Raw genomic sequence first — 15,960 nt, 5'->3', positions numbered from 1 at the left:
AAGATTCTGCGCTGTTAAAAGCTCTCCAGAATGATTGAACTGTAAAAGATTTGTTAGTATATGGAGCAGTTATTGGAATTAAAAAATTTCACTTGCAAGTTGTAGTTGATTATTTCTTGCCCACGGCTGCTCCGTTACCCCTCTTCGCATTTATATCTTTAAAGGCCTGTACTTACTACTTTCTCTCTCTGCGGAATCTCACCTACTCCGACCGCATAGGAAGGGCACTGCATGTCGCTTCTCCGCACGTTGGGATACATTACGAGTCACCCGATGAACAAGGACCGCAAGGCGGAAGCCATACTGCGGTATTTCCATTGGCAGATCGGAACCCGCATACTAGGCAGGCCCGTCGTGTATGAATGGCTACCCGGCGTAAGGGTCGTTCTCCGGCAAGGAGAGAAGGGTATGACCCAGAATCTCTACTGCGGACTGCACGATTTCTCCGACATGGCGTTTGTGCTGCACACCATGACGCCGAACGATCTGTTCATCGATATAGGGGCAAACTCCGGCGCCTATACCGTGCTGGCCTGCGGGTTCATCGGATCACGAGGATATTGTTTCGAGCCGGTTCCCTCCACATACAGCCGGCTGCTCGACAATCTTTCCATCAACCAGCTTCAATCACGCGTAACAGCCCTCAATCTGGGACTCGCCGATCAGGAGGGAGAGATTCTTTTCTCACGTGACCACGATGCCGGAAATCACATTCTTGCAGAACATGAAACGGGACTGGCTTCCATCAGCGTTCCTGTCCGCACGCTGGATTCCGTTTTGTCCTCCGAATCCCCATCCATGATGAAGATTGACGTCGAGGGATATGAGACAAAGGTCCTCGCGGGCGCGAAGGAGACACTGGCCAAGCCGTCGCTTCATTCCATCATCATGGAGCTGAATGGCTCAGGAAACCGCTATGGCTTCGACGAAGGGAAAATTCTCGAAACAATGCGAGACTACGGCTTCCTGACCTATCAGTACGATCCGATCCGCAGAGAACTGCATGCTCTTGAGGGAAAGAACAATTCCGACGGCAACACACTCTTCATTCGCAATGTGGATGCAGTCCAGGAAAAGCTCGCGCGTGCCCCTCGCATGACCATAGGCCAGACCGAGTTCTGATTTGAAAGCATCCTTGCGTGGCGCGAGCTGCAACCTTTCGCCACGCATGATATTAAGCGGCAAGTTCCGCTTCAATGGCCGTCGTCACCGTCGGATTCAGCGGATCGGTATCCGGCGCGTAGCGGCTCACCACCTCGCCAGTCTTGCTCACCAGAAACTTCTCAAAGTTCCACAAAATCTCGGGCGCCGGCGCCGTCTCAATTCCATAGCCTGCCAGCCGTTCACGGAATGGCTTCTCGCCCAGGCTCAGCGCCTCGGGCTTCGCAGCGATCAGCGCAGCATACAGCGGATGCTTTTCCGGCCCCACCACGGGAATCTTCTCGAAGATGGGAAAATCCACACCGTAGTTCAGCGTGCAGAAATTGCGAATCTCGTCGTTCGTCCCCGGTTCCTGCTCCTTAAAGTCATTGGAGGGAAATGCGGCAATCTCAAAGCCCTTGTCCTTGAAATCCTTGTAGAGTTTCTCCAGCCCTTCGTACTGCGGCGTCAGGCCGCACTTCGATGCCACATTAACGATCAGCACTACCTTGCCCTTGAACTGGGCAAGAGACGTATCCGCTCCCTCAAGGGTGCGGACCGGAATGTCATAAATCGATGAAGACATGTGTTTCTCCTGTCAGCATCCATCATACGAAACCGGCCCGCTCCAGCTAGCTCAGGGTTTTGCAGCAAGAACCGGTGACAAACGTGAAGCGATCTGCCAGCCCAAACTAGCCCACGATCGCGCGCGTTACGTCGATCACGCCAGGCCAGTCCACGGCGGTCACCGTCACATTGGGCGTGCTCTGCGCCTGCGCAATTCCCCACACGCCTGAGCCGGCTACAAGATCGAGAACGCTGGCAGTTCCTTCGCGCTAGGCCCATGCAAAATGCGCCGCCAGATCCTGCGCAGCCGAATAACTGAGTGGGAAAATATCCGGAACCAATATCTCAAAGAACTCTGTCCCGGTTCCCTGCTGATTCCCCGCCGCCGCAGGCTTGCCGGTTTTCACAACCTCGCTCAACTCAAGCCAGTTCGGAATCAGATGTGCGCTCGTGTGCCGCAAAAGTCCGGCCTGAAAACTGGGCTTGGCGCTCACCAGAAACGCCGCGCTCTCCGTGGTCAAGCTATATTTCCCATCTGCGCCTTTGGCCAGAACACCTGATGTTGCGGCCTGGGACGGCAGCGTCTGAGGATTTTGCTGGAACAACTTTCGCTTTTTGTTTTCCCTGCAAGGCTGTTTTTAGAGGGGTGAAGAATTATGCCGCTATCTGATTGCTTTTGTGTAATTTACCGATGATTTACGGTGTTTACTAATTGATTATCATGAGCGGTTACTTTGGTGAGATACCCCCCGAAAAAAAAATTTCTGGGCTGCCTTGAAAGAGCTACGGCCCGAATCCTTTTTGGGATTCGGGCCGTAGCTCTTTCTTCTGCTGATTTTGAGTAAAGCATAAATGGGGTTAATTGCATGCAAAGTTTCTGAAGGAGGTGGGGTTACGAAAGGGTGGTGGACTTTGGTAATGGGGAAAGAAAGGGAAAAGAGACAAGGGAAAAGAGCAGTTCTCCTCTTGCTGTGGAGCGATCCCAGCCTGGCCGCAAAAACAAATACGCGGCCAGGCTGGGGCGCCCGAACTTTATATCTTCGGGAGAGATGCTTGAGCTGTACGTATTCTCCAGGCAGAAGGCCCGCTCGATTGAGCGGGCCTTCTGCTTTGGCGCAAACTTGTTTTTCATTGCTTATTGCGGCTGCGGCTGACTGCCAGATCCACTAGATCCATTATTGTTACCGCCGCCGGTGCTGCCATTGCTGTTGGTGTTGCTGCCGCTATTGCCGTTATTACTATTACTGAAACCAAAACCACTATTGGTCTGCGTTCCGCTTCCGTTCGTTCCAGTCGTCGGCAGGCCGGTGGTTCCACCTGCCATGCCAGGCATATCCGAGAGCGGACTGTAAAGGAATTCCCACTCGTTGTAGTGATTCTTGGTTTTGTATACAAAGATCGACTGTTTCGAACTCGCGGGCGAAACCCCGATCATCGGTCCGCCCACCGTCATGCCCGAGCCGCCAAAACCGCTTGAAGAGCTGCTGGAATCTCCTGACCCAGTACCGCCAGTGCTCGATCCTGTACTACCAGTGCCTGATCCTGTGCCGCCAATGCCTGATCCTGAACTACCTGTACCGGTATTGCCAAAACTGGAACTGCCAAAGCCGGAGTTCGGTTGCTGACCGGAGCCGAAGGTCGACTGCCCCGTCGAGCTCGATCCAGCCGGTGTCCCGATCGTCGAGCCAACTCCACCCGGCCCGGTTCCGGCGATAACATTGCCTCCGGTTCCGCCGAGCGGCTGCCCGAAAAAGCCCATCGCCATGGGCGTTTTGTTTTGCCCAATATAGATTGGCTTCCAATCGTCCTTGCCTGTAGTTGGATCAATATACCGCTTCCGCAAAAAACGGATCTCCTGCGTCTTCACCAGAGCATCGACATTGGGCGGGTACGCATTAAATTTTTTGTAATAAAGCTTAATCGCGCGGATGTACTGCTTGCCGCGGCGCATTGTTTCAAGATCGTGGTCTCGCTGAATCTGCTTGGCCACCTTTGGAGCAGCCACCGCCATTGCAACCACAAACAGCGCCAGCAGAATGATCACACCCAGCAGGACATAGCCCTCCTCACTGGATTTCTTCGCTCGTCGGATTGAAAGCCGATTTATCATAGTCCGTCAATTCGCAATCAGTGGCAGTGTCTGGGTATTGTTGTAGGACAAATCCGTGATCTGCACGCCACCCGGTGAAATCGTGCCCACCTTATATCGGTGGTCCACAACCTCGCCCATCCGCGCGATGAAGATGTCATCGCCATGCACAAAAAACGCCCGGATCGACTTGTCTCTTCCTTCCGAATAGCCGAAGTATTTCAAGTCAATCGGCGGTGGAGGCGGTGGCCCCGTAGGCACACGCGGCGCATTTACTTTCGCCAGATCGCGACCGGGGGCAAGTGGCTTGGGAATGTTTACCGGCTCGCTTGTCGCGGAGAAAATGTTGCGTCCCGTTCCCGCATATTCCACGTCTTCACTGGCGGCCAGCTTATCCAGATGAAGCGTTACATCTGTATCCGCATTCGAGGCAACATGCTGCGCCTCGGGCGCAGATGTCGGATTATGTGCATTGCCCGTATTGCGCGATGGAGAAGAAACGGTCGCGATCGGCTTGGAGGTTGTCGAGGAGAAGAAGCCTGACAGCTCCCACACTGCCAGCACCGCGATCACCACGCCCAGGCCAGCGAGGATCATTACTTTGCGTTTGTCTTCCGCCCTTGCTTTCATGGCTGCTGACCCTCCTTTCCAGCAGCAAGTCCCGAGTCCAGACTCTCCGTGCTTGGCAGTCCACGCGGAACATCCGCCGGCCGCAGCCATGTGGAAAGCCGAAGCCTCAGATTCACTTGCCCGCCCTGCTGGCTGGTGAGCGCCATTGCCCGAATGAGAAAGAAATTCTTATCCCGCTCCAGCGAGTTCACAAAGTGCATGATCTGCGAATAGTCACCGCTGATGCCCGCATCCATCGTAATCTCGGTGAGTCCGCTGTCCGGCTTGCCCTGCGTATATTGCAGCCGCGAGAGCCGCACTCCCGGCTTTACCTGGAGATCGATCATCCGCGATTCAATCGCCGAGTAGCTTGCAGGAATCCGCTTTGCGTAAAAGTCCTTGACCTGGTCTCGCGTCGCCGCAATGCGCTTGTCCATGCCGCGCATTGGAGCCGTCTGTATTTCCATGAGCTTCAACTGGGTCTGTTTGTTCGCCAACGCGTCGGTTGTGCTGCTGCTTATCGCATTCCAATCCATCGCAACTCGCGCGCCCAGTACAATGGCCAGAATGAGCAACACTCCGCATCCGGCAAAGTGCCACGTCAACGGCGAAGCCAACCGCTCGCGCCAAACAGAAGGAGTTATCTGGCTCATTGCTGTCCTCCCGGGTGCGGATGAGAAGCACCGGCGTATGGCGGTCTAAGAGCGCCTGGCCCGGCATGAAATGGTGCATGCTTCGACTCGTTCTGCTCAGAACCCGCAGATGCTGCCGCCTTCTTTGCGGCGGCCTTACGCTCTTCCGGAGTAGCTGGATTGTAATCCGCCAGCAGATCGAAGTTTACGCGGTTCTCAGCGCTTACCGGAACTACGCGTTCAGCCGGTCCGCTACCAGTCTCCGCGGTCTCATTCACAATGCGCGGCTGCACAAAGCGCCTCGAGTGTTCCAGGTTCTGCACCAGAGTCACCGCGTGGTCTCGTGGTCCCTGCACGCGCAGATGCAGCGTGATCGTACCATTCTTGTCGCGCACCGGCTCCAGGCTCACCACCTGCACGCCCGCAGGGAGAACCGTTTCGAGGTCTTCCATTGCCAGCGTCCAGGAAAAGGATTTTTCATCAAAGAGCCTGTTCAGCGAATTCGCTTGCGCCAGTACACCGGCGTTATCAGGTTGATGCAACTGGGTCTGGTAGCCCAGGCGTTCCTGGTTGAGCCGCGTTGCCGCTCCGTCCAGAACACGCTCTCGCTGCCGCGCCGCCTCAGCCTTACTGCCCAGCAGGTGGATCCCCAGCCAGAATGCACCGGAGAGCACAGCAAGAATCGCCATGCCGATTCGCAGCCGCTTCAGCGCAGGTCCCAGATCGGCAAAGGGCCGCGTGGCAAGATTGAGGGAAATCCGCATCAGGCAGCCCCCGTCAATGCGCCGGCAACACCGGCAATGCCAACCGGGCCCCTCGCTGTCATCACGCCCACTGTCGAAGCCGGAGCCAGCTCCACCACGGGCAGATGCATATCCGTTAACGCCCGCGCAAGATCCTCTGCATCAACGCTGCCCGCGAAATGGACTTGTGCCGGACGCGCGCCCAACCGGTCCTCGTAATACGCCGCTGCGACTGCTATGCCACGCTGTATCTCAACCAGACGAGACTCCGACTCCGTGGGCAGGTCGAGCGTGCGATACAGCAGCAGATCGTTGCCTGCGGCAATGGCAGTAGTGAGCGATGCGCCGGTCAGATTGACGGCCAGTATCGGCTCGACTACATTCGCTGCCGCCAGAACGGCCAGCGCAGAGGGCAGCACGGCGCCTGGCTCGTAGCCCGCTGCTCGCACCGCGCCTTCATATTCGTGCAGGTTCGTCGATGGCATAATGGTGGCGAGCACTTTCACCGAGTGCTTTTCCTGCGAGAGAACTTGATAACTCACTGCCGATTGATCCACATCAAACGGCGCCACCTTTCGCAGCCGGAAGCGCAGCACCAGAAGCGCCTCAGCAACTTTCGCGGGCAGCGAGTCGAAATCCAGCACGAAAACACGCGCCGACGAATCCGGAATGATTAGCGTTACGCTGCGAGAACGCGGGGAAACCTGATCGAGTGCGGAACGAAGCGCAACTGCCACAGCTTCAGGCGCGCGCAGGTTGGTTTCGGCAATGCCTGGAATGAGCGTCCCCGCAGGCAGAGCGACAAAGGCAGCCGCGGGAGCTGCGCCCGGCGAAGAAAGCGCTGCAGCCAGCACACCCTCCGGCGCTATCTCCACTGCAGCCGGAGGACGCCGGCCAAAGGGCGTCGCTCGCTGAGTAAATGTATCCAGAATGCCCACTATCTCGATGCCTCGATAAACGTTACCTTGTTGATCTCTTTCAGTGTCGTCAACCCGCGCCGTACGCGGTCAATCGCAGATTCACGCAGAAACGTCATTCCTTCTTTTTGCGCCAGCTTCCGGACCTCGCTGCTCGGCTTCTTTTCCAAAATCATCTCGCGGATTGGATCGGTCAAATCCAGCAATTCGTGGATAGCTGTCCTTCCCCGGTAACCTGTGCCGCCGCATTCGATGCATCCGGTGCCTTCACGAAAATCGAACTCGCGCCATTCCTCAAGGTCAAGTCCGGAAGATAAAAGCAGTCCATCGTCATAGCGCACGTTGCGGGCGCAATGGTCGCAGATCATTCGCACCAGCCGCTGAGCAAGGATGCAGTTCAGTGCCGAAACGAAGTTGTATGCTTCGACACCCATATTCAGAAAACGCCCCAGCACATCAACGACGTTGTTTGCATGCACGGTGGTGAAAACCAGGTGCCCGGTAAGCGCTGAGTTGATGGCAATCTGCGCTGTTTCCTGGTCGCGGATCTCGCCAACGAGAATCTTGTCGGGGTCGTGCCGCAGGATGGATCGCAGTCCGCGCGCAAAGGTCAGTCCCTTCTTTTCATTGACAGGAATCTGAGTGATACCGCGAATCTGGTACTCTACCGGGTCTTCAATGGTGATGATCTTGTCTTCGTCGCTCTTGATCTCGTTCAGCGCGGCATAGAGCGTGGTTGTTTTGCCCGAACCCGTTGGGCCTGTTACCAACACCATTCCGTAGGGCTCGCGGATATAGCGCCGGAATCGCCTCAAGTCAGACTCGGCGAAGCCCACCACGTCCAGCGTCAGGTTGCGGAACTTCTCGCTCATCGACTCCTTGTCGAGCACGCGCAGCACTGCGTTTTCACCATGCACTGTGGGCATGATGGAGACGCGGAAGTCGATCAAGCGCCCCTTGTAGCGCACGCGAAAACGCCCATCCTGCGGCACTCTGCGCTCTGCGATGTCGAGCTCGCTCATGATCTTGATGCGGCTCAGAATCGTCGAGTGGTGCTCGCGGGCAATCGGCGCCATCGCCAACTGCAGCACACCGTCAATACGGTACTTCACGATGACCGAATCGTCCTGCGTTTCAATATGAATGTCCGATGCCCGCCGCTCCAGCGCCGTAAAGACAGTTGTGTCCACCAGCCTGATGATCGGGCTGATATCTTCCTCGCGCGTGAGCTTCTCAATCGAAATATTTTCGTCGCTCGTATCCTCGCCGCTAAGCACATCGAAGGTCAGTCCTTCGCTTGCCTCATCCAGCACGCGCTGCGACTGCTCGGTCTTTTTAAGCAGGTCCGTAATCTGCGAGAGTGTGGCGACGCGGGCAATAATCCGGTGCCCCAGTAATCCTGCGACCTCATCCAGCACCATGAGCTGGGAAGGATCGGAGACAGCAATGATCAGCGCGTCCGCCTGCTGCTCAATGGGCACAAAGTTGTACCGGAACATGAGTTCTACGGGAACAGTCCGCAGCAGGTCGTGCTGAATCTTGAAGTTCTTCAGATCGACAAACTCGGCATGATAACGCGCGGCGGCTTGTTCAGCTACGGAGCGCTCGTCTTGAGGAGCCGCCAGAGGTATGGAAAGCAGGGTGGAATCGGCCATAGCGTTATTGTCCCGTTTGTCCGGCGCCCATCGAGAAGATAGGCAGGTACAGCGAAATGAGAATCAGTGCCACAACTACCGCCATGAACATCAGGATCACTGGCTCAATCAGGGACAGTGCGGCGGTAAGGGCGGTGGAAACATCTTCCTCGAAGAACTCCGCTACCGAATTCAACATTGCCGGGAGCGCGCCTGTCTGCTCGCCCACTGCGATCATTTCCGTAGCGAGACCGGGGAAGACTTTCGTTGCGGTCAACGAATCGGACAGTCCTTTGCCTTCCCGCACTGTTTCGATCGAAGTAATGACTCCCTTGGCAATCTTGCGCGAAGTGATGGACCGAGCCGCAGTCTCAAGCGCCGGCACGAGCGGAAGGCCGCCTGCAAGCAACGTGGAAAGGGTGCGTGAGAAGAGCGCAATCTGGTATTTGAGCCAGATATTGCCAATGAGGGGAAGCCGTATCCGCAGGCCATCCACGGCCTCACGTCCGCGTTCGCTGACGGAAAATCTCCAAAAACCTGCGCCGATTGCCAGTACTATCAGCGCCACCCATAGGAAGTTATGCCGCAGCCATGTACCAAAGTTCAGGAGCCAGGTGGTGAGCGGCGGCAGCTTATTGCCAAGCTGGTTATAAAGGTCGGCAAATTCAGGAATCACCACCGTGAAGAGGAAGACCATGACGGCGGTGACGAGAACCATGAGCACGCACGGATAAATCAGGGAGGCGACAAGCTTTTTGCGGAAAGAGAGTGAGACGCGCTGGAAGGCAACATAGCGCTCCAATACCTCCTGCAGATTGCCGGAGCGCTCACCGGCCAGCAGGGTGGTGGTGTACATCGGCGGATAACCGGCCTGCGCTTCAAATGCCGCCGAGAGCGAGTCGCCGTTCTTTACCCGTGCTGCTACATCATCCAGTTGCGCAGCAAAGTGCGAGTTCTTCTGCGCCTTACCCAGCATTTGAAGCGATCCGAGGATGGGCAAACCTGCTCGGATCAGCGTCAGAAATTGCTGGTTGAAGATGAGGAATGGTTCGAGCTTTGTCTTTCGCCTTGATGATCCGCCGCGAGTCTTGATGCTGAAGACGTGATAACCGGCGTGGGTAAAGCGCACGCGCAGTTCTTCAGCGGTAGCAGCGGTCTGCACCTGTTCCTGCACACGTCCGCGTTCATCGGCCAGCTTGATGACGAACTCTGCCATAACGTTCTAGCCGGCACCTCCGGCTGCCCGCAACCTTCTCCACTTTCAAGGGTAACAGCGCTTGTAACAGATAGACGCGGAGCGAGGCGGGAGCGTTCGCAACCGCAGTTCTGCCGGACAGGCTTCAGTATCCATTGGCGACGAGCCAGCTTTCAGACAGATCGAACTCCGGCTTCTGCTGCTCGAACTGGCGTTGCCAGGCCATCTTCACCAGCACGTCGGCCTCGATATTGAGCGGTGCGCCAGGTACGAGCGAATGCAGGTTTGTACGCCAGTAGGTCAGCGGCAGAACCGCGATCCGGATCACGTCGCCTTCAACTGCAGCTATGGTAAGACTGGTCCCTTCGATTGCGACAGAACCCTTAGAAATCATCCAGTTGCGGAGATATTCCGGAACTTGAACTTCAAGTATCCAATCTGTGGTTTCCTTGTGGAAATCAGAGCTGGTTGGATCGTTGACCGGTTTCAAAAGCGTTAGAACGCCGGTTCCGTCCACGTGACCCTGGACTATGTGGCCGCCGAGCGGGGAGCCTGCTGCTACCGGAAGCTCCAAGTTGACTTTGACGCCGGGAGCGAGCCTGCTGAGCGATGTTCTATCCAGCGTTTCCTGGGCCAGGTCAGCGTGGAAGTAAGTTGGATTGATGTCCAAGGCCGTGAGGCAGACTCCCGAGACAGAGAGCGAATCGCCCTCGCGGAGGCGCGAAGCGATTCCCGGAGCTTCAACCGTGATGCGCTGAATGCCGCCGCGGTCCTGGATGCCGATGAGGGTGCCGGTTTGCTCGATGATTCCTGTGAACATGGTTTCAGTTTACTGCGTAACGATCTGTTCTCGGCTCTGGGGCCAGGGATCGCGAAGCAAGGAGCAGAGGCCGAGGTCATTTCCATAGCGTTCGACCTCAACTGCTGCCATCTTGATCGGATTCGCCATGCCTTTGAAGGCGGGTACGGCGTCCGATCCCATGATCTGCGGGCTCACGAAGAGGTGGACGCGATCGACGAGACCGCCGGCTAGCAGGGCAGTGTTCAGGCGTGTGCCGGTCTCGGTGAGGAGCGTCAGGATGCCTTCAGAGCCGAGGCGATCAAGGACGGTTGGCAGGGAAACGCGACCCGCTTCAGCGGACAGGATTTCAACGCGGATACCGTGGTTGCGCAGTTCGGCGATGCGCTTTTCATCTGTGGAAATCGTATAGACCAGGACGTCTTTATGCGCGGTCTTAACTATCTTTGAATCCAATGGCATACGCAGCGTGGAATCAAGTATTACTCGAAGCAGCGAGCGGCGGCGGCGCAGGCCGCTGCGATCAGTGAGCAGCGGGTCGTCGGAGACGACTGTGTCGACGCCGGTGAGGGCGGCGTCGGCCTGCCAGCGTAACGGCTGGACGGCTTTTCTGGATTCCTCGGTGGTGATCCAGTAGGGCTCCCGCGCGGCGTGCCTGCCGGGCGGCGGAGCGATGCGGCCGTCGAGGGTCATGGCTACTTTCATGAGCACGTGCGGGCGCTTCGACTGGATCCAGTTGGCGAAGCCTTCATTGAGGCGACGGGCCTCTTTTTCGCAGACGCCGAGTACGGTTTCGATGCCGGCAGCCCGGAGGCGATCCATTCCGTGTCCGGCGACGTTCGGGTTTGGGTCGCCGGTGGCGGCGACGACGCGCTTGATGCCAGCGGCGATGAGTGCTTCCGTGCAGGGGCCGGTGCGGCCCATGTGATTGCAGGGCTCAAGGGTGACGTAAGCCGTGCCGCCGTGGAGACGTTCGCCTGCGTGCGCTTTGGCTTCGTTGAGGGCGACGACTTCGGCGTGGTCGAGCAGATCGTATTCGTGCCAGCCCTCACCGGCGACCTGACCGGCGCGGTCGAGGACGACGCAGCCGACGGCGGGGTTGGGAGAAGAAACCGCGATGCCGCGGGCGGCGAGTTCCAAAGCGCGCCGCATCCAGTAGATGTCCTGTTCTATAGTCATGACCGATTCCAGGAGTGAGTGTAAACCTCGGGAGTTACCCTGTGCAGGGCTGGATTTGAAGTGATTTGGTTTGTTAGGGTTGCGAGCGGTTCCACACTCCTTATTAGAATCTTTATGCGATCTTCATTGCATGACTGTGCAGATGCACAGTCATGAGGGACAAGGGAACAGGGACGAGGGACAAGGGTTATCGATAAAAGACGAGAAGCCATATATATCCTTGGCGTACCAGTTGAGGTTGAGTACGAACCATAAAAAGGCCCGAATCCATGATGGATTCGGGCCGTCTTTTTGCTGCTGATTCTTAGTAAAGCACAAATGAGGTTAATTTTATGCAAACTATCTGAAGGGTGGGACGTTACGAAAGGGTATTGGACGAAAGTAATGCCAGTTTATAGATGACAGTGGAGCAATTGTGCATCCCCGAGGCCGAACCGGAGGCACCCGATTGCGGGCCTTATTCGTGATGCTGAAGCCTCACGCTCCCTCCGGAAAAGCGATGATGGGGTTTTTCATCCGTCTGTCGGCACGGCTCAAGTCGCGCCTTGTTATAAAGCGGCCACCTGTCCACTCCTCTTGCTTACCGAGGGAAGTTGGGATTATCATCTCTCGGTAACCGTGAGGAGATGCCCGTGAGCAAACCGCCTGACCTGGTTCAGGGTACTTTGGATCTGTTGGTTCTCAAGATTCTTGCCCTTCAACCGCTTCACGGCTGGGCTCTCAGCCAGAGGCTCAAGCAGGTTTCCGGCGACGTGCTGCAGGTTAGCGATGGGTCGCTTTACCCGGCATTGCACAAGCTGGAACAGCAGGGTTGGATTCAGTCGGAGTGGAAACCGACCGAGAACAACCGCAGGGCGAAGTTTTACTCGCTCACGCGGCTGGGGAAGCGACATCTCGAACAAGAAGCAGCCAATTGGGAGCGTATCTCCACGGCTATTTCCGACGTGCTGCGGCTGAGGGAGGTCTGAAGATGCGCTTTCAGAATTGGCTGTTCACGATTCCCCTTCGGCTGCGCTCCGTGATTCGCCGCAACCGCATGAATGCGGATCTCAACGAAGAGCTGCGCGATCACATCGACCGGCAGATCGAAGAGAATTTAGCCCGCGGCATGAATAAGGAAGAGGCTCGCCTTGCCGCGCTGCGAACCTTTGGAAATCTAGTGGCGCTCCGCGAGCAGACCTACGAAACCTGGGCCTGGGCGCCAGTAGAGCGTCTCTGGCAGGACATTCTTTACGCTTTTCGCTCGCTACGGCGAGCTCCATTACCTTCCGCTGTGGCAATCGTTGCCCTGTCGCTCGGCATTGGGCTGAATACCGGTGTGTTCACCCTGTTGAACGCGATGTTCCTCAAGCCTCCAACGCTCAAAGACCCGCGCAGCTTTGTTCAGCTCTTTCCGCAGTACTCAGGCTGGTTCACCGGAGCGGATCAATATGCTTCTTTCACGAGCGAAGACTTTGACGCAATTCGCACTCACTCTCATGCTCTCGATGTTGCCGCATGGCAGCGGTTTCCAGTCCTGTTCGAGCAGGAAAATAGATCCATCTCCACAGTGCAGGTGACCTGCAATTACTTCCACGTTCTCGGAGCCGATCGAGCCCGGATGGGCCGGTTCTTTGCCGAGACCGAGTGTACCCACGGAGCGCATGTAACTGTGCTGAGCGAGCCGTTCTGGAAGAGCCAGCTTGGCGCCGATCCGCACATTGTCGGCAAGACGATTCAACTCAGCGGCATGCCTGTCGTTGTGATCGGCATTGCGCCTTCAGACGCCTTCATCGTCGGCGGAGTATTTCTCCCATACACGTTAGAGCCTCAATTCAATCACGCAAGAAATCTGCTCACCAGTCCTGATACACCGTGGCTTTCCATGATCGGGCGATTGCAGCCCGGATTCAGAAGAGCCGATGCCAAGGCTGAGCTGCTAACCATCATGAGCCGGCAGGACCGGGCATACGTTGAGCGCAAGGTAACTGCCTTCAATCGCAAAACCTCGCTCGTTTTAACCAACGGATCGTTCATCGAAAACCCCGCAGTTCGCACGAACATCATTGGCGTGATGGCGCTGATACTGGGACCGCTGTCGCTCATCCTTTTGCTGGCCTGCAGCAATGTGACAATGCTTTTTCTCTCGCGCACAATTGCGCGCAGCGGCGAAATCGCGATGCGTGTCGCGCTTGGCGCGGAGCGATTCCGGCTTGCCGGCATGCTGCTGGTGGAGAGCCTCTTTATCGTCTGCATTGGCGGTGCCCTCAGCGTCATCCTGGCGTATCGCGTGCCGCTGCTGATCATGAATATCGTCGATCCGAGCGAGGCGAACACGGTTGTGATTCGCCCCGATTGGCAGGTCTTCGGCTATCTCGCGGTGCTGATTGCGGCGGCCACGGTGATCTCCTCACTGATGCCAATTCGCGCCGCGTGGAAGCTCGACCTGGTGACGGCACTCAAGGGACGCGAAGGCGCTGCCACTGTTCGCTCCCGAACCACGAACGGCTTGATTGTGGTGCAGATCGCCCTGAGCTTCGTGCTGATTTGCGCAGCGGTTATGTTCGGCCGGATTCCCGGCCTCATCCGCGGCATGAATCCGGGATTTGAAATGCACCAGATCGTTGCCGTACCGCTGGATGTCGATACTTCTTCGAGCAATCGGGCCAAGGCTGCGGTTTTCTATCGGACGCTCGAAGCGAAGATCCTTGCGATTCCCGGCGCGCAGTCCCTGGCTTACGCCGGCCTTCAGCCTTTCAACCAGGACCCTCCCAGCGAGATTCGCCTGCCGGGGCAGGCCAAAGGAAGCGGGCAGCCAGCTTCAGTGGATGATGTATCAAGCAGTTTCTTTTCAGCTTTCGATATCCGTGCATTGCAGGGGCGGCTCTTTTTCGCAACGGATGCGAGTGCCACCCGTGCAGACTCCGCGGCTGTTATCTCGCAGGCTTTCGCAAGGCAGTTCTGGCCCGGCGGCGATCCGCTGGGCAAGACAATCGTGATGCCCGACGAGCGCCATCTCACCGTTGTGGGTGTTGTAGCGGATACGCGTTCGGAGCGGTTCGGCGTGCTGGATGGTCCGCGTATCTACACACTGCGCAGTCCGTCCGATGTGGGCGGCAATCTGTATGTGCGCTTTACGGGAAGCACAAAGCCGTTGGAAAATGCCATCCGAGATACTGTTAAAGGCTTGGATCCGACGCTGCTTGTGACGCCGGAAACCGTATGGGAGTCCCTTGAGGCAGGCGCCGAGTCGATGACTTCGCTTGCGAAAATCATCCTCATCATGGCCTCTATTGCTTTGCTGATGGCCGTCACGGGGGTCTACAGCGTCTTGTCGTTCTCGATGAATCAACGCAGGCGCGAGTTTGGAATCAAAATGGTGCTCGGCGCAAGCCGCGTGTCGATCTTTCGCTCAGTTTTGTTCCATACAACCAAAAACATCGGGATTGGCTTGATCTGTGGATTTGCGCTCGCCGAGCCGGCACTGTTGCTATTTAACCGGCTGCTCTCCCGCTCTCCGCTCCCGATCAACCGGTTCGATCCGACTGTGTTTGGTTCGTCCGCGCTTCTGCTGACGGCGGTTTCCCTGATAGCCCTGTACCTTCCGGCCTACCGCGCTACGCGCACCGACCCGATGCGGGTGCTGCGAACGGAATGATGCGCGGCGAAATCCAGCCGGTTATTTTGCCGGCTGGATGGCGAGGGCCTGATTCCATTGCCCGAGGTCGATGGTCCTTTGGATTGCGAACTGCGCGCCGAAGCGGTTGAGGTGATGGCTGTCGTCCATAAGCGGGATTCCCTGCTGTGCGTTGGCGAACTCGACGCATCTTCCGGCAGGGTCACAGAGGGCGTCATAGAGCGAGATGAATGGGAGATGCCACTTGTCCCGCACCAGGGCGCGCAGGTGCTGTTCGACTTGCGCATCCCGTCCGAGGCGGTGCCGACCGGGCAGCTCCGGCTTGTTCCACTGAACCGAATACGCCACGAGGCGGGCAAGGGGCGCGTCGTACTCCGGAACGCAGCCGACGACGATGACTGGGACCTGGTGCTGCCTGGCCCAGGCGAGCGTTTCATCGAGCGCGGGAAGCAGATTCATGAGCCAGTCCGCCTCAAGGATCAGGCCGTCAATGCGATTCGAGGGTAGATAGTTCTGAAAGATGTGGTCCATGACGGTCTTGCACGGGCCGGGCTCGTCATGACGGATGACGGGGGGGCAGGCGGCGACGTTGACCTGCATGACGTTTACGCCGGAGAAGGACGACTTGAGGGCAGGCCAGATGGCGGCGGCGTGGCTGTCGCCGAGAAGCAGGTAATTCTTCTGCGAGGGGTTCCGCACGAGGCAATGGTTGTAATCGAAGGACATGACGCCGAATGACGGCTCAAGAAAGCAGGAGCCGAGGCGCTGGGCCTGCTCGTCGCGCAGAAGCTCGGATTTATCGAGGAAGGAAGCAGGACGGAGCGTGGCCTGCGAGAAACG

The 15,960-nt window shown here is 57.2% G+C and carries 15 protein-coding genes; 3 read left to right on the top strand and 12 right to left on the bottom strand.

Annotation, left to right across the window (positions count from 1 at the left end):
- Nucleotides 1-231 precede the first annotated feature (231 nt).
- Complete coding sequence (locus tag ABSG47_RS05840; protein WP_424167630.1) at nucleotides 232-1,122, top strand: FkbM family methyltransferase; 891 nt, start codon at nucleotides 232-234, stop codon at nucleotides 1,120-1,122.
- Between the two features lie 52 nt (nucleotides 1,123-1,174).
- Here the strand turns inward: ABSG47_RS05840 and ABSG47_RS05835 are convergent, their stop codons facing one another.
- The 11 genes from ABSG47_RS05835 to ribD form a co-directional block, all read right to left on the bottom strand.
- A complete protein-coding gene (locus tag ABSG47_RS05835) occupies nucleotides 1,175-1,726 on the bottom strand; it encodes a glutathione peroxidase (protein WP_424167627.1) in 552 nt (183 codons plus the stop codon).
- Between the two features lie 250 nt (nucleotides 1,727-1,976).
- Entirely contained in the window at nucleotides 1,977-2,228 is a 252-nt protein-coding gene (locus ABSG47_RS05830; RefSeq protein ID WP_424167624.1) for a hypothetical protein, read from the bottom strand.
- Between the two features lie 614 nt (nucleotides 2,229-2,842).
- Nucleotides 2,843-3,817, bottom strand: a complete 975-nt coding sequence (locus tag ABSG47_RS05825) for a hypothetical protein (RefSeq protein ID WP_424167621.1) — start codon at nucleotides 3,815-3,817, stop codon at nucleotides 2,843-2,845.
- 6 nt (nucleotides 3,818-3,823) lie between these two features.
- Complete coding sequence (locus ABSG47_RS05820; protein WP_424167619.1) at nucleotides 3,824-4,426, bottom strand: hypothetical protein; 603 nt, start codon at nucleotides 4,424-4,426, stop codon at nucleotides 3,824-3,826.
- Complete coding sequence (locus tag ABSG47_RS05815; protein ID WP_424167616.1) at nucleotides 4,423-5,058, bottom strand: hypothetical protein; 636 nt, start codon at nucleotides 5,056-5,058, stop codon at nucleotides 4,423-4,425. The genes ABSG47_RS05820 and ABSG47_RS05815 overlap by 4 nt, the downstream gene beginning before the upstream one ends.
- Nucleotides 5,055-5,801, bottom strand: a complete 747-nt coding sequence (locus ABSG47_RS05810; RefSeq protein ID WP_424167613.1) for a fimbrial assembly protein — start codon at nucleotides 5,799-5,801, stop codon at nucleotides 5,055-5,057. The genes ABSG47_RS05815 and ABSG47_RS05810 overlap by 4 nt, the downstream gene beginning before the upstream one ends.
- Entirely contained in the window at nucleotides 5,801-6,718 is a 918-nt protein-coding gene (locus ABSG47_RS05805; RefSeq protein ID WP_424167610.1) for a hypothetical protein, read from the bottom strand. Before ABSG47_RS05805 ends, ABSG47_RS05810 begins: the two co-directional genes overlap by 1 nt.
- Nucleotides 6,718-8,352: a GspE/PulE family protein gene (locus ABSG47_RS05800; RefSeq protein WP_424167607.1), complete on the bottom strand. Its 1,635-nt coding sequence runs from the start codon at nucleotides 8,350-8,352 to the stop codon at nucleotides 6,718-6,720. Before ABSG47_RS05800 ends, ABSG47_RS05805 begins: the two co-directional genes overlap by 1 nt.
- A gap of 4 nt (nucleotides 8,353-8,356) precedes the next feature.
- Complete coding sequence (locus ABSG47_RS05795; protein WP_424167604.1) at nucleotides 8,357-9,547, bottom strand: type II secretion system F family protein; 1,191 nt, start codon at nucleotides 9,545-9,547, stop codon at nucleotides 8,357-8,359.
- 124 nt (nucleotides 9,548-9,671) lie between these two features.
- Entirely contained in the window at nucleotides 9,672-10,346 is a 675-nt protein-coding gene (locus ABSG47_RS05790) for a riboflavin synthase (RefSeq protein WP_424167601.1), read from the bottom strand.
- A gap of 9 nt (nucleotides 10,347-10,355) precedes the next feature.
- Nucleotides 10,356-11,504, bottom strand: coding sequence for a bifunctional diaminohydroxyphosphoribosylaminopyrimidine deaminase/5-amino-6-(5-phosphoribosylamino)uracil reductase RibD (gene ribD / locus ABSG47_RS05785; RefSeq protein ID WP_424167598.1), 1,149 nt, complete (start codon nucleotides 11,502-11,504; stop codon nucleotides 10,356-10,358).
- A 626-nt stretch (nucleotides 11,505-12,130) separates the two neighbouring features.
- On the opposite strand from ribD, the gene ABSG47_RS05780 reads away from it, so the two are divergent.
- Nucleotides 12,131-12,472 carry a PadR family transcriptional regulator gene (locus ABSG47_RS05780; protein WP_424167595.1) on the top strand — a complete coding sequence of 114 codons (342 nt, stop codon included), beginning with the start codon at nucleotides 12,131-12,133 and terminating at the stop codon, nucleotides 12,470-12,472.
- A 2-nt stretch (nucleotides 12,473-12,474) separates the two neighbouring features.
- The gene (locus ABSG47_RS05775) at nucleotides 12,475-15,141 is read left to right on the top strand and encodes an ABC transporter permease (RefSeq protein ID WP_424167592.1); all 2,667 of its coding nucleotides are present in this window, start codon (nucleotides 12,475-12,477) and stop codon (nucleotides 15,139-15,141) included.
- A gap of 21 nt (nucleotides 15,142-15,162) precedes the next feature.
- On the opposite strand, the gene ABSG47_RS05770 is transcribed toward ABSG47_RS05775, so the two are convergent.
- A partial coding sequence (locus ABSG47_RS05770) for an SGNH hydrolase domain-containing protein (protein ID WP_424167590.1) occupies nucleotides 15,163-15,960 on the bottom strand: 798 nt, incomplete at its 5' end.

Origin of the sequence: Occallatibacter sp., from assembly GCF_049510455.1 — a bacterium.
Classification (GTDB): Bacteria; Acidobacteriota; Terriglobia; order Terriglobales; family Acidobacteriaceae; genus Telmatobacter.
Note: the sequence above shows the minus strand (reverse complement) of the source record. Positions and strands in the feature narration are given on the sequence as shown.

Bases quoted from the DNA above. Each gene is read 5' to 3' on its own strand.
- ABSG47_RS05840 (WP_424167630.1), top strand. From the start codon at position 232: ATGTCGCTTCTCCGCACGTTGGGATACATTACGAGTCACCCGATGAAC.
- ABSG47_RS05835 (WP_424167627.1), bottom strand. From the start codon at position 1,726: ATGTCTTCATCGATTTATGACATTCCGGTCCGCACCCTTGAGGGAGCG.
- ABSG47_RS05825 (WP_424167621.1), bottom strand. From the start codon at position 3,817: ATGATAAATCGGCTTTCAATCCGACGAGCGAAGAAATCCAGTGAGGAG.
- ABSG47_RS05820 (WP_424167619.1), bottom strand. From the start codon at position 4,426: ATGAAAGCAAGGGCGGAAGACAAACGCAAAGTAATGATCCTCGCTGGC.
- ABSG47_RS05815 (WP_424167616.1), bottom strand. From the start codon at position 5,058: ATGAGCCAGATAACTCCTTCTGTTTGGCGCGAGCGGTTGGCTTCGCCG.
- ABSG47_RS05810 (WP_424167613.1), bottom strand. From the start codon at position 5,801: ATGCGGATTTCCCTCAATCTTGCCACGCGGCCCTTTGCCGATCTGGGA.
- ABSG47_RS05800 (WP_424167607.1), bottom strand. From the start codon at position 8,352: ATGGCCGATTCCACCCTGCTTTCCATACCTCTGGCGGCTCCTCAAGAC.
- ABSG47_RS05795 (WP_424167604.1), bottom strand. From the start codon at position 9,547: ATGGCAGAGTTCGTCATCAAGCTGGCCGATGAACGCGGACGTGTGCAG.
- ABSG47_RS05790 (WP_424167601.1), bottom strand. From the start codon at position 10,346: ATGTTCACAGGAATCATCGAGCAAACCGGCACCCTCATCGGCATCCAG.
- ribD (WP_424167598.1), bottom strand. From the start codon at position 11,504: ATGACTATAGAACAGGACATCTACTGGATGCGGCGCGCTTTGGAACTC.
- ABSG47_RS05780 (WP_424167595.1), top strand. From the start codon at position 12,131: ATGCCCGTGAGCAAACCGCCTGACCTGGTTCAGGGTACTTTGGATCTG.
- ABSG47_RS05775 (WP_424167592.1), top strand. From the start codon at position 12,475: ATGCGCTTTCAGAATTGGCTGTTCACGATTCCCCTTCGGCTGCGCTCC.